The sequence below is a fragment of the Terriglobales bacterium genome (assembly GCA_035624455.1).
Lineage (GTDB): Bacteria > Acidobacteriota > Terriglobia > Terriglobales > Acidobacteriaceae > DASPRM01.
The window spans coordinates 27,544-49,267 of the sequence record DASPRM010000060.1 but is presented as its reverse complement, the minus strand read 5'-3'; the positions used below and the strand labels follow the sequence as shown (position 1 = coordinate 49,267).

General features: G+C 57.6%; 17 protein-coding genes. 9 read left to right on the top strand and 8 right to left on the bottom strand.

Annotated elements, in window-relative coordinates:
- Positions 1-51 precede the first annotated feature (51 nt).
- Together VEG30_06730 and VEG30_06725 are read left to right on the top strand one after the other, a co-directional pair.
- The gene (locus tag VEG30_06730; protein HXZ79606.1) at positions 52-399 is read left to right on the top strand and encodes a hypothetical protein; all 348 of its coding nucleotides are present in this window, start codon (positions 52-54) and stop codon (positions 397-399) included.
- A 141-nt stretch (positions 400-540) separates the two neighbouring features.
- Positions 541-897, top strand: coding sequence for an STAS domain-containing protein (locus tag VEG30_06725; protein HXZ79605.1), 357 nt, complete (start codon positions 541-543; stop codon positions 895-897).
- A 199-nt stretch (positions 898-1,096) separates the two neighbouring features.
- Here the strand turns inward: VEG30_06725 and ilvA are convergent, their stop codons facing one another.
- On the bottom strand, positions 1,097-2,305 hold the full coding sequence (ilvA, locus tag VEG30_06720) for a threonine ammonia-lyase (protein ID HXZ79604.1): 1,209 nt from the start codon (positions 2,303-2,305) through the stop codon (positions 1,097-1,099).
- A 377-nt stretch (positions 2,306-2,682) separates the two neighbouring features.
- Between ilvA and VEG30_06715 the strand changes: the two genes are divergently transcribed.
- Positions 2,683-2,871: a hypothetical protein gene (locus VEG30_06715; protein ID HXZ79603.1), complete on the top strand. Its 189-nt coding sequence runs from the start codon at positions 2,683-2,685 to the stop codon at positions 2,869-2,871.
- A 373-nt stretch (positions 2,872-3,244) separates the two neighbouring features.
- On the opposite strand, the gene VEG30_06710 is transcribed toward VEG30_06715, so the two are convergent.
- Complete coding sequence (locus VEG30_06710; GenBank protein HXZ79602.1) at positions 3,245-5,041, bottom strand: hypothetical protein; 1,797 nt, start codon at positions 5,039-5,041, stop codon at positions 3,245-3,247.
- A 185-nt stretch (positions 5,042-5,226) separates the two neighbouring features.
- Between VEG30_06710 and modA the strand changes: the two genes are divergently transcribed.
- Entirely contained in the window at positions 5,227-6,009 is a 783-nt protein-coding gene (gene modA, locus VEG30_06705) for a molybdate ABC transporter substrate-binding protein (protein HXZ79601.1), read from the top strand.
- Positions 6,010-6,167: 158 nt separating this feature from the next.
- Here the strand turns inward: modA and VEG30_06700 are convergent, their stop codons facing one another.
- Positions 6,168-9,818 carry a discoidin domain-containing protein gene (locus VEG30_06700; protein HXZ79600.1) on the bottom strand — a complete coding sequence of 1,217 codons (3,651 nt, stop codon included), beginning with the start codon at positions 9,816-9,818 and terminating at the stop codon, positions 6,168-6,170.
- Positions 9,819-10,356: 538 nt separating this feature from the next.
- Between VEG30_06700 and VEG30_06695 the strand changes: the two genes are divergently transcribed.
- Positions 10,357-10,581, top strand: coding sequence for a hypothetical protein (locus VEG30_06695; protein HXZ79599.1), 225 nt, complete (start codon positions 10,357-10,359; stop codon positions 10,579-10,581).
- A 459-nt stretch (positions 10,582-11,040) separates the two neighbouring features.
- Positions 11,041-11,691: a PEP-CTERM sorting domain-containing protein gene (locus tag VEG30_06690; GenBank protein HXZ79598.1), complete on the top strand. Its 651-nt coding sequence runs from the start codon at positions 11,041-11,043 to the stop codon at positions 11,689-11,691.
- Positions 11,692-11,791: 100 nt separating this feature from the next.
- On the opposite strand, the gene queG is transcribed toward VEG30_06690, so the two are convergent.
- A complete protein-coding gene (gene queG / locus VEG30_06685; protein HXZ79597.1) occupies positions 11,792-12,862 on the bottom strand; it encodes a tRNA epoxyqueuosine(34) reductase QueG in 1,071 nt (356 codons plus the stop codon).
- A gap of 303 nt (positions 12,863-13,165) precedes the next feature.
- Between queG and VEG30_06680 the strand changes: the two genes are divergently transcribed.
- Positions 13,166-14,632: an NAD(P)-dependent oxidoreductase gene (locus VEG30_06680; protein ID HXZ79596.1), complete on the top strand. Its 1,467-nt coding sequence runs from the start codon at positions 13,166-13,168 to the stop codon at positions 14,630-14,632.
- A 19-nt stretch (positions 14,633-14,651) separates the two neighbouring features.
- Here the strand turns inward: VEG30_06680 and VEG30_06675 are convergent, their stop codons facing one another.
- Positions 14,652-15,572, bottom strand: a complete 921-nt coding sequence (locus tag VEG30_06675; protein ID HXZ79595.1) for an SRPBCC family protein — start codon at positions 15,570-15,572, stop codon at positions 14,652-14,654.
- A gap of 117 nt (positions 15,573-15,689) precedes the next feature.
- On the opposite strand from VEG30_06675, the gene VEG30_06670 reads away from it, so the two are divergent.
- Both VEG30_06670 and VEG30_06665 read left to right on the top strand, forming a co-directional pair.
- Positions 15,690-17,126, top strand: a complete 1,437-nt coding sequence (locus VEG30_06670) for a glycoside hydrolase family 125 protein (GenBank protein ID HXZ79594.1) — start codon at positions 15,690-15,692, stop codon at positions 17,124-17,126.
- 130 nt (positions 17,127-17,256) lie between these two features.
- Positions 17,257-18,840: a glycosyltransferase family 39 protein gene (locus VEG30_06665; GenBank protein HXZ79593.1), complete on the top strand. Its 1,584-nt coding sequence runs from the start codon at positions 17,257-17,259 to the stop codon at positions 18,838-18,840.
- Between the two features lie 26 nt (positions 18,841-18,866).
- Here the strand turns inward: VEG30_06665 and purK are convergent, their stop codons facing one another.
- The 3 genes from purK to VEG30_06650 form a co-directional block, all read right to left on the bottom strand.
- Positions 18,867-20,018, bottom strand: coding sequence for a 5-(carboxyamino)imidazole ribonucleotide synthase (gene purK / locus VEG30_06660; GenBank protein HXZ79592.1), 1,152 nt, complete (start codon positions 20,016-20,018; stop codon positions 18,867-18,869).
- A complete protein-coding gene (purE, locus tag VEG30_06655) occupies positions 20,018-20,524 on the bottom strand; it encodes a 5-(carboxyamino)imidazole ribonucleotide mutase (GenBank protein ID HXZ79591.1) in 507 nt (168 codons plus the stop codon). Before purE ends, purK begins: the two co-directional genes overlap by 1 nt.
- Before the next feature lie 133 nt (positions 20,525-20,657).
- A complete protein-coding gene (locus VEG30_06650; protein HXZ79590.1) occupies positions 20,658-21,656 on the bottom strand; it encodes a histone deacetylase in 999 nt (332 codons plus the stop codon).
- Positions 21,657-21,724 lie beyond the last annotated feature (68 nt).

Genomic DNA, 21,724 nt, shown 5'->3' with positions numbered 1-21,724 from the left:
ATTTTGATCGGACCTCGGCACAAGAAGGCTAGAACGCCCGTAAGGATGGCTATGGAGCAAGACAAAGACACGCAAGAGAAAGACACACTAGAGAAAGAGAATCAAACCACTGCTGAGAAAAAAGCCGCAGTCACCCTTCCCGGGGTGGTGGAAAAAATCATTCCGCCGCTGAGCCCGAAGGAAACTGAGAAAGCACAGATTACTGTGGAAGGCGCCGATCACCTATATCGCGAAATTCGCGTCGACAACATTCTGAAAGACTCTCAGGGCAAAAAGGTTGGCCTGAAGCAAGGGGCGCCGGTTGACGTGACCATTGCGGCTGATCAGGCTGCAATCAAGAAGCGCCCGAAGTCAGAAGAGTCAGACGAGCCTTCAGAACCTTTCTCCAAAAAGAAGTGAGTTGTCCCGCTGCGTTCGGGTTCAGTTTGTAAGCCTTCTGCCCGGATGCCGAATTCCTTAGGTGCACGCTCGATAGCCAGATAGAATGGCGCCAATCCACAGGTTTTTCGATCTAAATTGTCCTCCCCTGCAGGAGATGCCATGCCGTTAGCCAGTAATTTGCCTCCTCGCCGCCTGGGTGTGCAGGTGCAGAGGCAGGAAGATGCCACGATTGTCAGGTGTCGGGGTAATCTCACGGCCGAAGTCACTGATTCTTTCCGGGAAGAGATCAAAGCACTGATCGCGCCAGGCAAGTGCCTGGTGCTCGATCTGACGGAAGTGCGTCGCATGGACAGCTCGGGCCTGGGGACGGTGGTGAAGCTTTATGTCTCTGCGAGAAAGGCCGGCTGCGATCTGCGGCTGATCAACTTCAACAAGCAGGTGCGGCAACTGCTGGGACTTACGAATCTGCTGGCTGTCTTCGAAGCCTGCGGCGAATTTCGCATCCGGCTGCCCTAAGCAAAAACTATAATCGGGTGAATTGTAATCGCGTAATCGGTATTTATTTGCACGCCGTCGCTCAATAACGGCAAGTCGCCTGACGAAAGCGAAATACATAGATGCTTCGCCCGACCGCGCCGGCTCAGCACGACGCAGATTTGCTGATTACGATTCAGCCGCCTCCAACTTTATTGTTAACCACTTTCCCGCTTGCAATTTACTGAATGCGCTCGAAAACGTAGTTCTCTGCCGTCAACGCCAGCAACAATTCTTCCACGTGCTCGGCGCCGCGCGTTTCCATGGTCAAATCAATGGCGGTGTCGCCAATATTGACGCCGAAATAAGCGCGGTCGTAGGAAGTCTCGACAATATTCGCGCGATGATGCGCCAACACTCCGGTGAGGCGATGAAGCGCTCCGGGGTAGTCGGGCAAATGGATCCGCAAGCGAATCAGGCGGCCATCCTTAACCAAGCCGCGCTCGATGATGCGGGAGAGGATGGAGACATCCAGATTGCCACCTGAGATGATAGCCGCCACGCGCTTACCCGCACACGCTGCCTTGTGATAGACCAGTGCGGCTACGGCTGCAGCGCCAGCACCTTCCACGAGGGTCTTCTCCCGTTCCAGGAGCAAAAGGATCGCATTGGCGATCTCCTCTTCCTCTACCGTGACGATCTCGTCCACATACTTTTGCACCATAGGAAAAGTGCGGTCACCAGCTCGCCGGACGGCGATGCCATCGGCGAGGGTGTAAGAAACCGGCAGCGTGACTGGCCGACTCTCGGCGAGTGCGGCCTTCATCGATGCAAGCCTTGCGGTTTGGACTCCGATGACACGAATTCGAGGATTGCTTTCCTTCAAAACGCAGGCCAGTCCCGCAATCAGACCGCCGCCTCCCACTGAAGTCACGACCGCTTCGAGACCAGGAACCTGCTCCAGCAATTCCAGACCGATGGTTCCCTGGCCGGCGATGACGGCATCGTCATCGAACGGATGTATGAAGGTAAGGCCAAGTTCGGCGGAGCGGCGGCGGGCCTCGTCGCAAGCCTCGTCATAGTTTGCCCCATGGAGGACAACCTCTGCCCCGAAGCGCCGGGTGGACATCACCTTATTTAGGGGGGTGGGAAGCGGCATACAGATCTGCGCCGGGATTCCCCGCTTGGTTGCGTGATAGGACACCGCCTGTGCGTGATTGCCCGCAGAAGCAGCGATCAGCCCTCGCCCTACCTCCTCCGGCGTGAGGTTCAGGATTTTGTTGAGCGCCCCGCGCTCCTTATAGGAGCCGGTCATCTGCAGATTTTCATATTTCAGAAAGAGCTGGGTATCGGTAAGTTGCGAGAAGGGGTCGGAAAGCGCGCAGCGCGAAACGAACACCGAATCTCGAATTTGCGTGCAGGCTCTCCTGACGTCGTCCGCGGTGATCATCGCAAGCCTCAAATATGGCCATCACTCTGCATAATCAAAGGCTTAGGCTGAGATTAGGCAAAATACAAACTGCTGCGTGGATTGAGCATACATGATGCCTCAGCCTAAAGCTAAATCTGGGTTCTGACGCGATGTACACATTTCGAGGCTACCTTTTGAGGCAGGAAGCCGTGACGAATCGAGACGCGCTTCATCAACTCGTCTACAAATCTCTGTATGTGCCTTCTGAAGAATTCCAATTCCGGTAGGTTCTCCCAGTGGCACTCTGGGATAAGTGGTTCAATGAGGATGGTCGTGCTGCTGGCAAGGCAATTGCACCGCCATCAGTGAGGATGGGGTTGAAACAGATCTTCTGTCAGCCCCGAAAAACGGTGCATATGAAACGTGTATTTCGACCAACCCCGGAGCAGATGAAGAAGATCGTCAGCTTGCGCGAGATGGGCATCACGGCGGCGAATGTTGCGCAGAGATTTGGGGTGCGCCGAGCGGTGATCAGCAAGATCGTAAGCGAATACCGCGCGGCCCTTGAAGCCCAGTCCGCGACTAAGGGTGAAAGCCGTACTTAGAATCCGCGGACTCCGGTCCGCGTCACAGGTCAGAGGATAGGTTTTTCTGCGACACAAACGCGTGACATTGTCCCTTTCCTTCCAGCGCAACAGTTATTTTCAACCTTTGTAAAACTCCAGCGCAGCAGTCTCCGAAAGCCACAGGATTCACAACTCGCAGCAAACCGCTGGTAGCGGGAACGGGACCATTCCGCAGAGTCTCCCAGCACAGCTTCTCCGATCGGTGAAGCCCCTTCCGGCATTTCAATCTGTAAATCGTCAAGATCGTCGAAAACCCAGGGCCGCAGGCTGAAGACGAGAACAGGAAAGTGAAAGGCCGCTTTCCTGAGAAAGCGGCCTTTTTGAGTAGTCTTGATCGCTTTTCGCTCAGCTACTACGGGATGTAGTAGCGCAGCGAAGTGTAGACCTGGTTCTCGCTTCCAGAAGGTGCGCCACCTACACCACGCCACAGGGAGCGGTTGCTGTAGGAATACTGCACGCCCATCTGCACGGTTCCCGCCGGTCCACGGTAGAAGCGGTACCAGAACCCTGGGGAGAGTTCGTAGGCATAGCGGGTCTGGTTTCCGCAGGCCGGTGAGGCAGTGCTGGTCATCTCCACTCCGCAGCCGGTGTTGTTGATCGTGGGGGCACCGTATCCAACGTTAGCAGTTGTGGCCGGCGCTACCACCGGCGAAATGGTCGTGAATACGCGCTGGTAATACTCGTAGCCGCCGTAGAAGTAGATATCGAGTTTCTTGCCGACGTGAGCCTCAGGTCCGAGCAGGGCATGGTAGGCACGAACCGGGCGAACAGTGCCGTCCGGCCGCAACGTTACGTCGAAGCCGCCACCGGAGCCGTAGCGCCCAATGCCATTGCCGAAGAGACCCTCGGCGATGAAATCAAGCTTCGTCTTTACAAGGGGTAAAATCGCTGCTGCGCCAAGGCCACCGCCGGTATTGGTGTCGCTGTGACCATTGAAGCGGTCGCGGAAGAAGCGTGCCATTCCCTTGATTTCCCAGTGTCCCCAGCCCGGCTCAAAGACAAGCTTCCCCATAACGTCGGGAGCAACGTTGGTAGAAACTCCGTTGGCGCCCGGTGTATTGCTGAGAACAAACAGCCCGTTCGGCGACTGTGCATTGGGGCTGGTATTGAAGCCGAAAACCGGTGGAATACTGCCGGCGGCTCCTGTTCCCACGCCTGGAATGGTAACTCCATTGACGTTGACGACGGTTTGCGGTTCCTCAATAGAGAAAGCCGCCCACGTCTTGTTGTGGAAGTTCTTGGTCAGGCGGAATCCCGGCTGACGAGCCCAGTCATAACCGATCATGTACTGAGCGTTGATGGTCATGGGCAGAAATTCGGAACGGGGAGCCAGGCCTCTGCGGTTCAGAGTGAATAAGGTCCACTGCTGGCCGCCAACGATCGACACGCCGTTGGCAAACTCCACCTGTCCCCACAACTGACGCTGGCGCAGGTTGAAGCTGTTGCTCTGGTTCTCATTGGCGGTGGGAGCGGCGCCCAGAAAGTCCATTTCCCAGTAGCCGCTGGCCTTCGTGGTTCCGACCTTCCCTTCAGCCAAAACCGACAAGCGCGACTGGCGAGCGTCAAAGCGAAACTCGCTCAGGTTCGCGTTGGTGGTTCCATCGAGCGGAATGTTGAAATCACCCGAGGCGCTGTTGACGCTGGCATTTTCATTCCGCGTCCGGTAAACGGTTGCGAATTCGATGAAGCCGCCCGGGGTAATGGTGATTCCCTTGTAATGAATCGCTGCCGGCGACTCCATGTCGCGAATTGTCTTTTGCGTCTCCTGCAGCGACAAAGCCGTGCTGGTGCTGTTGGCTTTAAGGTCAGCCACATCAGCCTGCAGAGCAGTCAGATCGACCGGCTTTTGCCCAGCCGATGCTGCTGCAGCCGCCTCCGCACTTGCCTGAGCAGCACTGGCCGCGCTCTGCGCCGCGCCGGCCTGCTGTTGTGCCTGCTGCAGAACCTGATCGCGTCGTTGGACTTCCCGCCGCAATTCTTCGATCTGCCGCTGTTGGGCTTCGAGCGCTTCTCTGAGTTGCTGGACTTCCGCAGAGATGCTCTTTGCCGGTTTCTTCGCCGGAGCTGCTTGTGGATCAGGCGGATCTCCAATGGCAAATGCTCCGGTCACTAACGCAAACGAGAGCACACAAACCATTCCTCGCTTCATTGCCTCTCCTGAATAGACGTAGATTGCTGGGCTAAACTCTGCCCTTGGGTGCAGACAGATTTCGGGTCGGCGCGATGCTAGAGAAGCAATGTTAAAGTCATATGAACGTCGCATGAATATGCGGTTAACGACCAGAATGGAACCGCGATTCACATCGTCTCATCATTTCGATTCAGGAAAGCAGGATGAAACATTCGCGCTCTGCTCGATGGAAGCTGATTGCTGGACTACTGGTGTGTATGTTGTTCTGCCGATCTGCCCGAGCGGAAGAAATACTGGTTGCCGCCGCCTCCGATCTGAATTTCGTACTGCTGAAAATCGCTGAACGATTCGAGCGTGAGACCGGCAATCAGGTAAAGATCTCCTTCGGCTCTTCCGGCAATTTCTATGCGCAAATACAAAGCGGTGCTCCGTTCGACGTGTTCTTCTCCGCCGACGTTGATTTTCCCAGGAAGCTGGAAGCAGCGGGTCTGGTTCAGAGTGGAAGTTTTTACGAATACGCGAGCGGAAAGATCGTTCTGTGGGTGAGGAATGAATCGAAGCTCGATTTGTCGCGTGGTCTGACTGTGCTCGAGGACGCTTCCGTCCGCAAGATTGCCATTGCCAACCCGCAGCATGCTCCGTACGGACGAGCAGCGGTTGCGGCGCTCGAGAGCACTCATCTCTACGACACGGTGAAAAGCAGATTGGTATTCGGAGAAAACATTTCCCAAGCCTTTCAGCTGGTGAATACGGGCAATGCTGATGTGGGAATCATTGCTCTCTCGCTGGTCAAAGCGCCGGCGATGGAAAAAACCGGCAGGTACTACGAAATCTCAAGCGCCGACTATCCGCCGATCCGGCAGGGAGTGGTTGCGCTCAAACTTGGCGCGAAGAAACCTACAGCGCGAGCGTTCGTGGAATTTCTGAAGCGTCCGGAGATCATCGCGCTCTTGCGCGAGTATGGGTTCGAGGTGGATCGACAGTAAGAGTCGGTCGAGACTGCGTGGCGATCTCCCATTCAGCAAACTACCCTACTCAAGCCAGAAGAAGGCTTGAGTGGGCCACCCGACCGTTTATGTCGAGGCGAAGCCTCGACTGGCTTTAGTTCTGGCACCTGGGCGCGAGCGCCCAGGTGCCGCCTGATTCAGTTCCCCAGCACCTGTATTTCGGCAGCCGAGGTGAACGGCCCGCCATTGGCCTCGCTATCCGCTTCCAGCAGGATGAACCGGCCCGGAGCGGCCGTGAAGGTCACCTTCACCGGGTTAGCGCTGGTCGGGTCGGTAATGAGGACTCCGCTGGTTACTTGCGTAAAGTTCACGCCATCGGTGCTCACGAACAACTTGAATGCAGCGATCTTGCCGCGTTTTATCAAGTCCTGGCGCGGCGTGTAGATCATGCCAGACACGTTGTAAGTAGCTCCCATATCGATCGTGATCTTGTGCGGCAAGGGGGCGATGGTTCCACACCATTGTGACTCCCAGATTGTAGAAGTCTTCCCGTCAAAGGCGTTGGTCGCGGGAGAATTGGCGCAACTTGTCTCCTGGCTATCAACGGAGACCAGCTTCCAGTTGGTTTGCGGAATGATCCCAGGAGGTCCAGGAGGCAATGCCGTCACCGTCAGGGAGACGGTTACGGTGTGAGTGATGCCGCCACCGCTCGCGCTTACTGTCACATTCACCGGCCCGGTGGTCGCACCCGGCGCGGCGTTGAAAGTCAGGGTTGAGCTTCCACCGCCCGGTGCAGCAATCGCACCCGGATTGAAGCTAGCGGTAACACCTGTCGGCAAAGCCGATGTCACGGATAGCGAGACCGCAGCATTGAACCCGCCGCTCAAGCTTGTGCTGATGGTGGTCGAGCCGGAGCTATTCTGCAGAACGGTGACGCTGCCAGGATTCGCTCCCACGGTAAAGTCGCCCGGACTGATGTTGCTAACCGTGTACTGCGCGCTGGCGGAACCAGTCAGGCTGGAGTCGCTGGCGCTGGTTGCCGTCCCGGTTACGGGATAGAAGTTGTTCGTGGCGCTCGCAGGTGACGAGACCTGCAGCGTGGTTGATCCCGTCACTCCCGGAGCCAACGTCAGAGACCCCGTGCCCAGAGAGGCTGCGGACCAGCCGGCTGGAACGCTGGCGGAAAGGTTAAACGTGGTGGAACTGCAGGCTGCGGTGTCGTTGTTCTTGACCGACAAGGTGAACGTAACCGGAGTACCTGCTTGCACGCCTTGAGACTGATGTGGAGTGAGGTCCACGCTCGGCCCGACGTGCACGCACGCGCCTGTCGCCTGTTGCAGGACATTGATTTCGGCTGCCGAGGCGAAGTAGCCGCTACTACCCACGTCGCTCAGGGCGCGTAACCGCACGTGCGTGGCTTGTACAGGATTGAAGTCGATTTCCTCCTCGGGAGGAGGCGGACTGCCAGACTTGTCGTGTTGGAACGCGCCACTGGCAGCAATGGTGTAGTGGATCCCATCCGGGCTGGTGTAGATCTCGAAAGCAAGGATGTTGCCTCGTGTCCTGCCGTCCGATCTTGGCCTGTAACGGAGGCCAACCACGTTATAGGTTCCTCCCAAGTCGATGTCGATATAATGAGGCAGCGGCGAGAGGTTCGGGCAGAACGAAGCTTCCCAGACGGTCCCTGTGTTGCCATCAATTGCGTTGCTTGCCGGAGAGTTGGTTCCGCAACCCGCTTGCTCGCTGTCTGCGGTGGCCTTGAAGCCGCTCTGCGGAATCAGAATCGGGTTCACATTCGGCGGAGGCGGAGTGGGCGCGGTGATGTTCAGGGTCACATTCGTGCTGGTGGATTGCCCACCACCGCCTGCGGCCACCTGGACCGTCCATGAACCGGTAGGTGCATTAGCACCTACCACAAACGACAGAGTGGAATTGCCCGAACCCGGTGCCCCAATCGAAGTCGGACTGAACGTAGCTGTGACCCCTTGCGGCGCACCGATTTGTTGCAGCGTCACGACCGCATTGAATCCTCCACTGCCGGTGACCGTGATGGTCGTCGAGCCCGTGTTGCCCTGAATCACATTTACCGTGGAAGGCGAAGCGGAAACTGAGAGACCAGGATTGCCGACCGTGTAGGTAGCGTTCCCGGTTCCCGCAAACCCGCCATTCGTTGCCGTGGCTGACACATTGTATGAGCCCAAGGCAGCATTGCCGGGCGAAGTCACGTTCAGCGTCACGCTGGTGCTTCCTCCGGGGGAGAGCGTTACTGAGTTGCCGCCGGAGAAGTTCGCGCTGAATCCTGCCTGAACGTTTGCCGAAAGGGCATAGGTTGCAGACGAGCAGGGTGCGCTGTCGTTGTCAGTGATGGTGACGCTGTAAGGTACAGCCGCTCCTGCACCCACCACAGGATTCGACGGAGAGATTCCCACGGTTGGATTGTGCTGCGTGCAAACCGGGCCGGATAGCGTAACTTTCACTGACGCGGTCGTGCCGTCGGCAGAGTTGGTGGTGATAGTGACGCCGGCGCCGCTATCGGTGAACGTTTGTCCTGGCAACAAGGCCGCGTCGTTGAACCATGCGGTAGCCGGATTGGCGTCCAGCAAGTCCGTGCTGTTCAGATCGAGTGGCACGGAATGATGAATCAGGACGCCTTTAGCAGCACTGGGATAGGCGGAGATGGGGGAATCAAAGCCTACGCCCTGCCGGTAGCAAACATAATAAAAAGATGGATTGCCCGTCGCGGGATCGTTGCCGGCAGGAATCTCCAGCACTCGTATCCCCGGTGTACCTGGAGCGCTGGCGTAGGGGATTAATGTAAACGTGCCGGTACTCTGCGCTTTTGTAAGGGATGCACCCAGCCAGCCCAACCTCTCCTTCTGTGGTCCGTTGTAGTGCATGGGGTTGGTGTTGCCCATCGCGTCGAATAGATCGCCATAATCCTGCACCGTGCAGTTGTTGCCGATGGTCGTTCCATTGCAACTTTCAGCGTGGGAGTGCATCAAGCCCAGGCCGTGTCCGAATTCGTGCGCCAGAGCCAGCAAGTTCGTTCTCACATCGACGTTGACCCAGGCCCGGCTGGGGCTCCCGCCGATGGTCGAAGCACCTTCCCACGAGCACGCCTGAACCGGCGGGGCGGCGTAGATGATGTGCTTGTAATTGGCGAGATTGGCGCCATGGCTGGTTGCGGCGGCATCAGCGAGCGTTTGAATCTGGTTGAAGTCGCAGGCGGTGCTGTTGACAGCAATGGTGAACCAGCCGAAGACGTCACCGGTCACCGAGGCCTGGTTCAGCGAATTTTCTTTGATGAAATTATTCAGAGTGGTAAAGAACGCTGCTGTGGCATCGGCCACGCTGTAGGGTTGATTGTTGGGAAAGTCCTGATAGTTGACCAGGATCACGACTGTGGATTGGGCGCCAAGGGTTCCGGGAAGAGGAATGGAAGGCGCTGCGACTGGCGTCTGAACAAAATTTCCACCGCCAGCCTGCAAGAACAGGATGTCGCCGACACGTGTGCCCCGGGCCTGAACGGCAGCGCCCGTCGTTGCCAGCGGCGGGTCGGAAGCAAACTGCAATTCGACGCTCGACTGTCCCGTGTTCACGAAATATCGCGTGCGATAACTCTCGTGAGAAAACTCTTCTACTAATTCCAGCGTGCCTTTGACGGCTGAAGAGGCTTCAACCGCCGGCTGCGCCAGAGTTGCAGCTTCGCCAGGCGGGTTCAGACGAAATGCATTCGGGAGTGAACTGGCGGCCAATTGGGCATTGGCGGAAATGGCCAGCGTCAGCAGAAATACTACGAGCACGGACAGAATTGCTGTCCAGGGTAGGAGAAAGCGATGAGCACGCATGTCGAGCTCCTGAAGGTTGCGCGCCTGTGGGCAGCGTTTGAGGCCGGGCCACCTTTCGCTACCGGAAAACCGCCGCAAAACCTGACGCCGGGCGTGCAAACCTGAAAATTTTTTCGAAGCGCCTTTACCAATTCGCGGAGTGTTCTCCCGGCAACTAGTCAGCCAGCCGGTCTGACATGCGAGTCGTCGCGCGACTGCTCCTGGGAGGGCTCCGCCTGCACTGCTTAGCCGAAATGCTGGCGTAGATACTACTGCTGTCTTGGGGCGATGAAACTAAACCACTTGCTGGTATTTGGCAGTAGCCGAAAGGATTAACCTGCAGGAGGAAGCGGGTGACGACGAGTGCGGTGATCCGGCAGAGGCGACATCCTGTGCGCAGTCACAGAACACGGACGAATGATGGGATGCGCAAGAGCCGAATGTCCGTCGCGGCGTTAAATCAACCTTTGAGGCTATGGTTTCGTCTGTAATAGAATCACGCGCTGTCAGTGACGCGCCAGTTGGGAATATCAAAGCGCAGTCTGCTGGGAGAACTTTCGTGCCTCATGCTGATGACGCCCTTCTCGATCGCCACGAACGGGCCCTCGCACTGCGCACTGTCGGCGGACTACTGCTGGTAGTCGACTTCGTGCTGATCGTCTTTATTCCTTCCGACTGGCAGGTGGGTTCCACGATGTGGTTATGGTGGACCGGCATTCAAGCAGTGCTGGGAGCAGTGCTGGTGGGAGTAGGGCATATTCAGGAACAGAAAATCAAATCGTAACGCGTCCCGCTTCCTTCGATCGATCTCCACGTCTAGCACAGAGACATTGTCAATCTCGCGCAAGAGGCTTGCAGTTAATTCACTCTCGTCATCACGAGCGGCCGCAGGCCGCGAGGGACCTCTCCAGCCACGTATCCTGCTGCCGCTATGCTGTCGTCATTTCTGCGAGCTTTGGAGCAGATCCCTCCCTTCGCCAGGAAGTTCCTTGCACTCACCTGCACCGATGTTTCCTTCGTAACCACCAGTAGTTACTAAGCCATTACGTTTCAATTGCTTGAGTCATGAACAACACGGCATGACTGTGCCCAAAAGCCGCAAACATTTTCACACCACATGTGAAAGGAATCGCGCATTCCTGCCCGTAAGGTCGGCACGCACAATCGCTTGCCGAGATAGGGCTTTTTGGGCCGTGGCGTGATCTATGTCTGGCTGGTTACCGAACCCAAAGGAATCTGGCCAATGTATCGAACCTGGTTGATTGTTCTGCTGTGCTGCTTTGTCTTTTGCGCTGCCAATGTGTTCGCAGATAGTACCCTGCCTGCCACTCTGTCGGGGGTAGGATCGAATACCCAGGGTGGCGTCTACGTTTATCCCTATTACCTCACTGTCAACGGAACCAAATACACCGTCGCTTGCGACGATTACTCGCATCATGTTTCGGTTGGGGAATCGTGGAACGTCTGGGTATCTACGATTCCCGGCTTGCAGCATGTGGAATTCAGCAGTGGTACAAACGGACTGAGTGAACTGCGTGCTTATGAAGAAGCGGCCTGGCTGTTCGACCAATTTGCCACACACTCGGGTCAGGCAGGCGACATCAACTTTGCCATCTGGGGGATCTTTGATGCGAATGTACTTCCCGGTGGCAGCGAGTACCACTCCAACGCCTATACGTCCGGAGCCACCCAATGGCGCTACCTGGCGGATCATGCGAACCTGACGAACTACGACTTCTCTGAATTCCGTATTTACACACCTGATGGTGATCCGAACTGTAAGGATTATCCCCAGGAGTACATCGGCAAAGTCCCCGAACCGGCAAGCTTACTGCTGCTGGGTACGGGTGCCTTCGGTCTTGTAGGTGTGATCCGCAGGAGAATCGGCCGCTGATCGGCACCTCAAGTAGCAGTGAAAAGCCGCCCCGGGGCGGCTTTTCGCTTTTCTAAAATGATGGTGTGGCGCGGGCGCTCTCGCTCGCGTTCTTCGCCTTCTACGTCTCGGTCTTCCCCCCAGTTCCCACGAGTCTCTGCAGCGACCACGTCGCGTGCTCCGCCACAGATTTATCTGAGTCGTTTGCCAACTCTTCCAATAGCGGAAGATATCGCCGATCCCCACTATTTCCCATGGCGATGACTGCATTGCGGCGCAGGCCGCTCCGTTTGGCGCGCTTCACGGGTGAGCCGCGAAAGGTGTTGCGATATTGTTCCTCGCTGATCGTGGCAAGCCAGTCGAGAGCTGGATTGAGCAATTCTGGGCGTGGCTGAAACTGAGCTGCCTCAGTGGTTGGCGCTTTGCGATTCCATGGACAGACATCCTGGCAGATGTCGCAACCAAACACATGACGTCCCATGGCGCTTCGCAGTTCTTCGGGAATGGCGCCACGTTTTTCAATCGTGAGGTAGGAGATGCAGCGCGCCGCATCAAGCTGGTAGGGAGCCACAAACGCATCGGTGGGGCAGGCGTCGATGCAGCGAGTGCAGCTTCCACAGCGATCGGGCGCCGGAAGATCGGACTCGAGTTCGAGCGAGATCAAGATAACTCCCAGAAATAACCACGAGCCGAGGCGTTGGTTAATCACGCAGGTGTTCTTGCCTATCCAGCCAACCCCAGCATACTTGGCGTACACGCGCTCGACCAGGGGGCCGGTATCGACGTAGCAGCGAATCTCGGCATGGGCGGAAATCTGGGTTCGCAGCTGCTCCTCGATTTTGCGCAGGCGATCCATGACAGCGCCGTGATAATCATGCCGAGACCAGGCGTAACGGGAGATCCAGCCGCGTGTAGGATCGTGCTGCGTTGTGGAGTACGGTTCGGCGGTGTTGTAGTTGGTGGCGCAGACGATCACCGAGCGTGCCCAAGGCGCTACGTGCCGAAGCGAGGCTCGCTTCAGATCGCCAGACTCGGTACGGGACTCGAGATAGCGCATCTCGCCGGCGTGACCGTCAGCGATCCATTCCGGGAAGTACTCCAGCTCGGTAAATTCCCGCACTGCGGCCACGCCCGCCACTTCGAACCCGGCCTCGGCTGCGGCTTGCTTGACCCAGAACGAAAGTGAACTCACGGCTGGCAACAATCACCCCGGTAGATGAGTTTCATTATCGCCGAAAGCGGGCTCCTGCGCGGCTGCCCCACTTTTTAGCCGTCCTTTGGCTCGGGTGGATGGTCCAGGCCTCTTGGCACTGCTCAGTATGCAGCCTTCCTGTGCAGCATCACTTGCGCCTGTGATCGAGAACACAGCCACCAGTGCCGCGCTCACGGCATTGTTCCTAGCGGGGTTGGAATCCTCATCTTCTGCCCGGTTTGCGTTTCACGTGGGCTGCACGAGGCTACAACCGTCAGACCGCTGCTGACAGGGAGGCGCAGGATGCTGCAACGCCGCCAGCGCTATCGTATTGACAAGGAGAAGCCTTCGAAGCAGGACGCGCAGTCGCGGGTGTCGAACTTCGAGGAAGTCTACCAGGGCTATACGCCCGAATTGGCGATTCAGCAGGCGCAACGCTGTCTATATTGCGACCATGCGCCCTGTGCGAAAGGCTGCCCTCTGCACAACGACATCCCGGCGGCTATGTTTCTGCTGGGGCAGGGCGATTTTGTCGGCGCTGCACTCAAGTTCATCGAGAACTCCAACTTTCCTGACGTCTGCGGCCGCATCTGCCCGCAGGAAAAACAGTGCGAAGGCGCATGTGTTTTGGCGGCGCGCGATGCATCCGTCTGTATCGGGAAATTAGAAGCCTTCGTTGTCGATTACGTACGCAAGAACTTCGGCTACCCGCATCGGGAAACAGCGCCTGCCACGGGGATGAAGGTTGCGGTGGTGGGTGCGGGGCCAGCAGGGCTTGCTGTAGCGGAGGAACTTGCGGTCAAGGGTCACGCAGTAACGGTGTTTGATATGTGGCCATATCCTGGCGGACTGCTGCTCTATGGCATTCCGAATTTCAAACTGAATAAGGAAATCGTGTTCTCCAAGATACAGGCGCTGGAAAGGCTGGGGATCAAGTTTGTCTGCAACTACCGCGTAGGCAAAGACCATCCGGTGGACGATCTGCTCAAGACGCAGGGCTTCGATCTGGTGTTCCTTGGATACGGCGCCATCAAGGGCAGTGTGATGAAAATTCCCGGCGAGGATGAACTCAAGAATATCTATCAGGCGACCGAATACCTGGTGCGCGGCAACCTGCCACGCGAGCTGCTTCCCGAATACTGGCAGGATTCCGACAATCCCAAGCCGCACGCCGGCAAGGTAACAGTGGTCGTGGGAGGTGGCGACACGGCGATGGATTGCGTGCGCACCGCCCGCCGCCTCGATCCGAATACTCACGTGATGTGCATGTACCGGCGCACGGAAGCCGAGATGCCTGGCCGCATGGAAGAACGCATCCACGCGCGCGAGGAAGGCGTGCAGTTTGAATGGCTGACGGCTCCCGTCAAGTTCATCGGCGATGAGAATGGCTTTGTGAAGGCGGCCGAGTGCATTCGCATGAGACTGGGAGAGCCAGACGCGAAGGGGCGTCGCTCGCCGGTGCCGATCGAGGGCTCGAACTTCGTGGTTGAGTGCGATACCGTGGCGCTGGCGATCGGTTACAACCCGGAAGTCGAGATTCCTGAGACCACCGATAACCTGAAGACCACAAAATGGGGCACGGTGCTGGTGGAATCGGAGGAAACCGGCCGCACTTCGCGCGAGGACATCTACGCCGCCGGGGACAATGTGCGCGGCGCCGATCTGGTAGTGACGGCCGTGGGCGCAGCTCGCAACGCAGCTGCCGATATGGACAAAAAGCTGATGGCGATGAAAGCGAAGCGTCAGGAACGAGCACAGGCAGCGTGCTGAATCACTTCAATGAGGCGGCCTAGTGGTGTGAGATGCGGGCTGCCAGGTCGCTGAGGATGTATTCGTGCTCGGTGGCTACTCCGAGTCGTTCAAAGTACCGCCAGTACCATACCGGATAGAGATGAGAAGTGATCGTGGTGGTGCGAGTAATTGCTGTTCCACGCTCTACTCTTTCCAACTCATATGCGGCACTTTCGAAACCAAGCCAATGTCGACCCGGCATGTTCGTGCGGTCGATGAGTAGCCTCATCTCCCGTGGAGGCTCCCAAGCAACGACGGTTTCTTCGATGTATCCATTCTCAAAGTAGCAAGTACGTTTAGCTCCCACACCCCCGGGCCGCTGGAATGCGCAACGGACCGGGATAGGAAGACCCACGTGCATCATCCATGGCCGCTTGGCGTGAATACTGTCGATGGAGAGAATGTCGCGCCAGACTTCTTCGGGTTTAGCCTGAAGCGTGATGCTACTAGAGATGGTCTCGTACCGAGGGCGTTGTAGCGAATTCTGTTCCGCACCCTGGCCGGCCAGGATTGTGAGCGGGATAAGCGCCAGCATCAGGCCTGCGCCGGCAGACGGCCGATGCATGCGGTCGAGAATGTATTTGCGAAAGAGAAAACCAAAGAGTACTCCAAACAAAAGCCCAGCCAGCAGCAAGGGAAAAGCTAGTAGGGCACACAGAATACCTTCGAGGCGAAATACAACCAGAATGACAAGGCTCACTGCCGCCGAAATTACAGCGGCAACTGAAGCGGCGTGCGCGGGCGACGTCACCAGGGCCGTCGCGAACCCAGCGGCGAAAGGGATCAGTAGAAACACTGTGCTCCCCATGCCTTGGCCCGCTCTGGTGCTGACGAAGAAGAAGCAGGCTAGACCTACAAGGGTGCCGGTGCCAACTCCGACTAGAATACCCTTGAAGATGATGCGACGTTTCTCTTCCAATATGTTCACCCCGTGGAAGAGTCACGATAACACGGTAAGTGTGGGTAAGAGTCAGGCGTCATCGCAATTCCGCTTCCCTTGCTGGCATAATCTTGCATCCACACTCCGATCCGCCAGATGAAGCTTAACCGCCGTGAAGCCATGAAGCTTGCTATATCGGGCGCGGTGGGACTGGCTGCGAAATCTTCCTTCCTGTCATCACAGGCAGCCGGCCCCTTCCTCTCCCGCCGCCCTGAGCCCGCGAAGCGCAACTTCACCAGTCCCGCGGTTGAAGCCAAAATCGCCGAGCTCAAGCATTTTCTCGGAGACACCGAACTCGCCTGGCTGTTTGAGAACTGTTTTCCCAACACGCTCGACACCACGGTTCGCGCCGGAACTCTCGATGGCAAGCCCGACACGTTCGTGATCACCGGCGACATTCCCGCCATGTGGTTGCGGGATTCGAGCGCCCAGGTCTGGCCTTATGTACCGCTCGCCAGGGAAGACCCGCAACTCCGGCGCCTGTTGGCGGGAGTGATTCATCGCCAGACGCATTCGATCCTGATCGATCCCTACGCCAACGCCTTCAACTATGACCGGGAAAGCAGCGAGTTCGCTCACGACCTCACCGACATGAAGCCTGAACTGCACGAGCGCAAGTGGGAGATCGATTCCCTTTGTTATCCCATTCGTCTGGCGCACGGATACTGGAAGACGACGGGAGACCTAGCGCCGTTTGATGCGAAGTGGCGCGATGCAATGCGCCTGGTGATTCAAACTTTCCGCGAGCAGCAGCGGTTCCGCAGTCTGGGCCCCTATTCGTTTCGCCGCAATACCGCGACGCCTAATGACACGCTGAACCTCAACGGCTACGGCAATCCGGTCAGGCCATGCGGCCTGATCGCTTCCGGATTTCGGCCGTCGGACGATGCCTGCATCTATCCATTTCTGATTCCTTCGAATCTGTTCGCAGTTACGGCACTGAAGAGCCTGGCAGAGATTGCGGCCAGCTTGGGTGCAAATGATCTTGCGCAAGACGCGCAGTCTTTGGCGAAGCAGGTTTTGGACGCGATCGAGAAATACGGCACGGCCCAGCATGGTAAGTATGGCGTGGTCTATGCCTACGAGGTGGATGGCTTCGGCAACCAGCTCTTCATGGACGACGCCAACGTTCCGTCGCTGCTGTCGCTTCCATACCTCGGCTGCGTTTCCGCTGAGAATCCAATCTATCGCAATACGCGGCGATTGGTCTTGAGTGGTGACAATCCCTATTTCTTCCGGGGTACGGCGGCGGAAGGGATCGGCGGACCGCATGTGGGCCTTGACATGATCTGGCCGCTGGCGATCACCCTGCGCGGGCTGACCTCGAGCGATGAGGCTGAAATAGCCATTTGCTTACAAACACTGATCCGCACGCATGCCGGCACCGGTTTTATGCACGAGTCATTCCACAAGGATGACCCGGCGAAGTTCACCCGAAGCTGGTTTGCCTGGGCCAATACACTATTTGGCGAGTTGGTGCTGAAGATCTACCGCGAGAATCCAGAACTTTTGAGACGGGCAGCGCGTACTTAGCCATTAGCGGATAGTCCCGGGGAGGCAGTCGTCCTAGCTGCTTCCACATCTGAACAACCACGAGACAAGTGGAATTTCGGCAAATGCGTGTATGGTGGCTGATCGTTAGTCGCCTTTGATTCGAATGAAAATGTCGATCAAACGCGATCCGAATACGATGACGGCTTCAACTCCTCTTCCCGACAAGTTCGAGTTGCCGCGCAGCACTGCTGTGCTGGTGGGCCTGATAGCTCTCACCAAGCTCGTACTGCACCTGGCCACCGATGGCCGTTATGGATACTTCCGCGACGAGCTCTACTACATCGCTTGCAGCCGTCACCTCGACTGGGGATATGTCGATCAGCCACCCTTGATCGCGGTGGTGACCTGGCTGGAATTGCACATTGGAGGAACGTCGCTACACGTGCTTCGCTTTTTGCCGGCGATTGCCGGAACGGCTCTGGTCGTGTTGGCGGCTTTTCTAGCTCGCGAAATGGGAGCGAGAAAATTTGGGATTTGGTTTGCCTCGCTGGCGACGGCCTGCATCGGCGTCTCGTTTGTTATGGACTACCTGCTCACCATGAACGCCTTCGAGCCTCTGTTCTGGACCGGTTGCGCGTACATCCTGGTGCGCATTATCAATACTGGAAACCAGAAGCTTTGGGTCTGGTTTGGCGCGATAGCCGGGATCGGACTCCAAACCAAGTATTCGATGGGAATCTTTGGCTGCGGCATCGTAGTGGGTCTGCTGCTCACGCCAGAGCGAAAAGCATTGGCGCAGCGCTGGATCTGGATCGGGGGAGTCGTCGCCGCACTGATTTTCTTGCCGAATTTGATCTGGAATATCCAGCACCACTGGCCGTTTGTGGAGCTGATGCGCAATATCCGGGAAAGCGGCCGCGATGTGGAGCTAAGCCCGTTACGCTACGTGGCTGAGCAGCTTTTCGTGGTCACCCCGGTTCCCTTGCTGGTAGCCGTGACAGGCCTCTTGCATTTGTTCTTCAGCCGGGACGGAGGGCGTTATCGTGCCCTAGCCTGGGCATTCGTGGTGTCCCTCGCCGTCATCATCGCGATGAAGGGCAAGAATTACTACATCGTTCCGGGATACCCCATGCTGATGACCGCCGGAGCCGTCGCGATGGAAAGAGTTGGCGAGCGCAGGCACTGGGTATGGCTGAAGCCGGCGATCGTGATCCTTATGCTTGCGGTATTGGTGGTGGTGCTGCCGCTGGGAATCCCGGTCCTTTCAGCCGAAGGATTTCTGCACTATGAAACGAAGCTTCCTTTTGCGCTGCCGGTCAGCGAGAAGAGTCATCGTGGCGCCGCGATGCCGCAGTATTACTCCGACCAGTTTGGGTGGGAGGAGATGACAGCTGCGGTGGCGCGAGTGTACGGCGCGCTGACGCCCGAGGAGCGCAAGGAGGCGTGCATTGGCGCGGGCAATTACGGGGAAGCAGGAGCTGTCGACTTCTTTGGACCGAAATACGGGTTGCCAAATGCCATCAGCGGTCATCAGAGTTATTTTCTGTGGGGCCCGCGCAACTGCACGGGAAAGATTCTGATTCTGCTTGGCGAGCGCCCCGATGAATGGCAGGAGCGCTGTGATCGACTCGATGTAGCGGCGGAGCTCTATCATCCTTATGCCATCAGATTCGAGAACGGCCCCGTGCTGGTGTGCCACGGCTTCAAATCGAATGTGCAAGAGATCTGGCCGCGGGTGAAAAATTGGGACTAGCATAGCGGCGCGTTCCGCTCGAGTAGCTACGCGCTTACTGTCTTGCGGCTCATACACTCCTTGGCCAGCTTCACCCTCTCCAAGGCCTCTTCCACTGTATGTCCCACCGCAGACAGATGTCCCATCTTGCGGCCCGGGCGCGGTGTGTGCTTTTCATAAAGATGCAAGCGCACGCCGGGGATGGCCACGGCGCTGACGAAATCCGGCCTGCGGCCGTCGAGCCAGAGATCGCCCAGCAGATTGCTGATGGCCGCCGGCTGAACCAACTCCACCGAGCCTAACGGCAGATCGCATACCGAGCGCACCAGTTGCTCGAACTGGCTGGTCACGCACGCGCGCTGCGTAGCGTGAAAGCTGTTGTGCGGGCGAGGCGCCAGCTCGTTTACCAGCAGCCGGCTTTCTCGTGTCACGAACATTTCCACCGCGAGCAGCCCTTCAATCTGAATCTGTTCGGCGATGACTCGCGCAAGCTCGGTGGCGCGAGCAGTGAGCTCGTGCGAGACCGGCGCCGGCGTTACCGACCACTCCAGGATGCGGTGCTCATGATGATTCATGGCTGGCGGAAAAACGGCAGTTTCACCGCTGGGCCGGCGTGCGACCATCATGGAGATCTCGCATTCCAGGTCCAGCGTTTTTTCGACTGCCACCGTTTGTGCGCGCAGCGCTGCCCAGGCGTCTTCGGCTTCCGCTGGAGTTGACATCTCAAACTGCCCGCGGCCGTCGTACCCACCAAAAGCAGCCTTAGCGAAGGCCTTCCCGCCCAGCGATTTTGCGGCCTGTCGCAATTCAGCAGGAGACGCGGCTACTTGGTATTCGCCCACAGGAAAGCCGTGCTCGACGAGCCATTGCTTCTGCCGACCGCGATCTTGAATAATTTCCAAAATTTTCGACGACGGCCGCACCGGCGCGAACTGGGCGGCCGCTTCCAGGCTCTTGAGGCTGACCTTCTCGATTTCAATCGTGACAACATCGGAGTGCTTGCCGAGCTGTACCGCGCCGTCCAGGTCCGCGAAACTGGCAGCGATGCAGTGGTCGGCGACGTAAGCAGCCGGACAAGCCTGATCAGGATCGAGCACTTGTATGCGATAGCCGAATGACCGCGCCGCCATGGCGGTCATGCGTCCGAGCTGCCCTCCACCAAAGATACCGATGGTTGCGCCAGGGAGAATGGGGGCCACTACGGGAGCTCCTGTTTGAGTACTTCGTCGCGGCGCTCTGCCCGCCATGCTTTGAGCCTGGCGCGCAATTCGGGACGCTTGTTGGCAAGAATGGAAATCGCCAGCAGCGCTGCGTTGCTGGCTCCTGGCTTGCCGATGGCGAGGGTGGCTACGGGAATTCCCTTGGGCATCTGCACAATCGAGAGCAGGGAATCGATGCCGTTCAGCATGGTAGCGGGGACCGGAACGCCCAGCACTGGCAGTAAGGATTTCGCAGCCACCATGCCAGGGAGGTGGGCAGCGCCGCCTGCGCCTGCGATGATCACCTCCAGCCCACGATTCTCGGCGTTCTGCGCATACTCGAACATCCAGTCAGGAGTGCGGTGAGCGGAAACCACGCGCAACTCGTAGGCGACACCGAACTCGTGCAGCATCTGGGCGGCGGGTGAGAGGGTTTCAAAATCGCTTTTGCTTCCCATGATGATCCCCACCAGGGGCTTGTCATCATGAGAGTTGGTCAGGCTCATGAATAGATTCTCCCAGAAGAAGAAGGGGGAAAGATACCACTCGCTGCGGGTCCCTGTGCCAAGGACCTTGAGGGTCCCCCCCCTCTAGCCGTACGTTGGCTAGGGTGGGTGGTTGAACTTCGTTTCACATAACTCACACTTCCACTCGCGAGTACACATCCCGCGCTGCCATCACAGTGTTGGCGTGAATAGTGATGGTGTCCTGCACGTCGAGAGCATAGCCGCCGGCGTAGGTGACCATTACCGGAATGCCGCGAGTGTGTGCCACGCGGAAGACCAGTTCGTCGCGGCGCTTGAGTCCCTCGATGCTCAGGTCCAACCCGCCGAGTTGATCGTGACGATAAGGATCAGCGCCGGCAACGTAGCACAGTAGGTCGGGCTTGAACTGCCGCAGGCCCGAGCTGACTGCATTGTCGAGCCAGCCCAGGTATTCTTCGTCGCCGCAGCCATCGGGCAGGTTGACGTCAATCGAGGAGGGCGGCTTCCACGCAGGATAGTTATTCTCCTGATGAAGGGAGATTGTAAACACGTCACCAGCAGGCGATTCATTCACTGTGGCTTTACTTCCCACTCTGCTGGTTGACCATGAAGGCAGGTGATCCTTCGGCGCTGGGTGCCTGGAAGCAAAGATAACTGCGGTGCCGTTGCCCTGATGGACGTCGCAGTCCACCACGATCGCTTTCTGGATGCGGCCATCCTTTTGCAGCCGCCGGATAGCTACGGCGACATCGTGAATCATGCAGAATCCTTCGCCATGGTTTGGAAAGGCGTGATGAAATCCGCCGCCGATATTGATGCAAACCTGATCTTCGAGCGCCTTGTGCGCGGCGAGAATAGAACCTCCTGCCGCCAGCCAGAAGGCATCTACCAGTTCGTCGGAGAAGGGGATCTCCATTTCCAATTCTTCGCGCGCGGAGAGCGTGCCGGTCTGCAGTTTGTATACATATTCGCTGGTGTGGACCAGCAGAATATCTTTGTCGTTTGCCGGTTGCGGTTCGAGGAAGTCTGCCGGCTCGGCGACCCCTGTTTCGATCAGGCGTCGCTGGACAAGGCGGTATTTTTCCGCCGGAAAGACGTGCTGTCCGATGGGGAGGTAGTACTTGTCGCTGTACACCAATTTGAAAGGCAACATGCGATCACCCTCCCACTCAAGCCACAAAAGAAGGCTTGAGTGGGGCCCCGAGCCTTTCCTCGGGCGGT

What these genes read in the sequence shown, in the direction of transcription:
- VEG30_06730 (HXZ79606.1), top strand. Translation starts at nt 52, where the DNA reads ATGGAGCAAGACAAAGACACGCAAGAGAAAGACACACTAGAGAAAGAG.
- VEG30_06725 (HXZ79605.1), top strand. Translation starts at nt 541, where the DNA reads ATGCCGTTAGCCAGTAATTTGCCTCCTCGCCGCCTGGGTGTGCAGGTG.
- ilvA (HXZ79604.1), bottom strand. Translation starts at nt 2,305, where the DNA reads ATGATCACCGCGGACGACGTCAGGAGAGCCTGCACGCAAATTCGAGAT.
- VEG30_06715 (HXZ79603.1), top strand. Translation starts at nt 2,683, where the DNA reads ATGAAACGTGTATTTCGACCAACCCCGGAGCAGATGAAGAAGATCGTC.
- VEG30_06710 (HXZ79602.1), bottom strand. Translation starts at nt 5,041, where the DNA reads ATGAAGCGAGGAATGGTTTGTGTGCTCTCGTTTGCGTTAGTGACCGGA.
- modA (HXZ79601.1), top strand. Translation starts at nt 5,227, where the DNA reads ATGAAACATTCGCGCTCTGCTCGATGGAAGCTGATTGCTGGACTACTG.
- VEG30_06700 (HXZ79600.1), bottom strand. Translation starts at nt 9,818, where the DNA reads ATGCGTGCTCATCGCTTTCTCCTACCCTGGACAGCAATTCTGTCCGTG.
- VEG30_06690 (HXZ79598.1), top strand. Translation starts at nt 11,041, where the DNA reads ATGTATCGAACCTGGTTGATTGTTCTGCTGTGCTGCTTTGTCTTTTGC.
- VEG30_06680 (HXZ79596.1), top strand. Translation starts at nt 13,166, where the DNA reads ATGCTGCAACGCCGCCAGCGCTATCGTATTGACAAGGAGAAGCCTTCG.
- VEG30_06670 (HXZ79594.1), top strand. Translation starts at nt 15,690, where the DNA reads ATGAAGCTTAACCGCCGTGAAGCCATGAAGCTTGCTATATCGGGCGCG.
- VEG30_06665 (HXZ79593.1), top strand. Translation starts at nt 17,257, where the DNA reads ATGTCGATCAAACGCGATCCGAATACGATGACGGCTTCAACTCCTCTT.
- purE (HXZ79591.1), bottom strand. Translation starts at nt 20,524, where the DNA reads ATGAGCCTGACCAACTCTCATGATGACAAGCCCCTGGTGGGGATCATC.
- VEG30_06650 (HXZ79590.1), bottom strand. Translation starts at nt 21,656, where the DNA reads ATGTTGCCTTTCAAATTGGTGTACAGCGACAAGTACTACCTCCCCATC.